A 687-nucleotide genomic window follows, 5' to 3' on the forward strand; every position below is an offset into this window, starting at 1 on the left:
CCATTGTTGGCAGTAGTTTTTTTTCCGATTAATATTTTTATGTCACTAAATAAATAAGCTCCAGCTATAGCAAGACAGGCAATTGCATAAATTATTTTTCCATCTGGGAAAAGTAAGAATATGGCCAAAAGTATAAGTCCAATGCAAAAAGGATACATAAAAATCCGAGTAATTATTTTTTTATAACTCCATTCTTTTTCAGCATTCTTTTCTTCTGTTTCTATATCTAAAAGGGCATAAATTTTTTCAAGTTGGTTTTGTTTTTCAAAATTATAGACTTTTTGAACAATCAAAATAAGTAACAATAAAATTATACCAAAAAGAGTAAACGGTAACCAGTTATCAATTAAATTACTGCCATTTATAAATTGTATGACAATTAAAAAAATTATAGGTATTAATATTATTAGATTAAATATTTTACCAATTGGATTTATTTTATCAGTAATGTTTATTAAATGATTTTCTGAGTTAAATTCAAATATAAATATAGGATAAGTTGACATATTCCAAAATCCTTGTTTCCAGAATTTTATTTTATTCGAAGTTATTTCACCTTTTGCCTGAAAATCACGTGAAATGACTGTAAGAAAATGATTTTTAACAGTGTCATTTTCTCTTATTTTAATTAATTTTTCAACTTCTTTTTTCGTTATTTCCAAGGTCATTTTAAATTACTGGCAACGT

1 pseudogene is annotated in these 687 nt (G+C 24.9%); it reads right to left on the reverse strand.

The features are described from left to right. Positions 1-668 (reverse strand): annotated as a pseudogene (locus FGF67_RS16875) (hypothetical protein); the annotation flags it as partial. Positions 669-687 lie beyond the last annotated feature (19 nt).

This window comes from Allotamlana fucoidanivorans (genome assembly GCF_006265225.1).
GTDB classification, from domain to species: domain Bacteria; phylum Bacteroidota; class Bacteroidia; order Flavobacteriales; family Flavobacteriaceae; genus Allotamlana; species Allotamlana fucoidanivorans.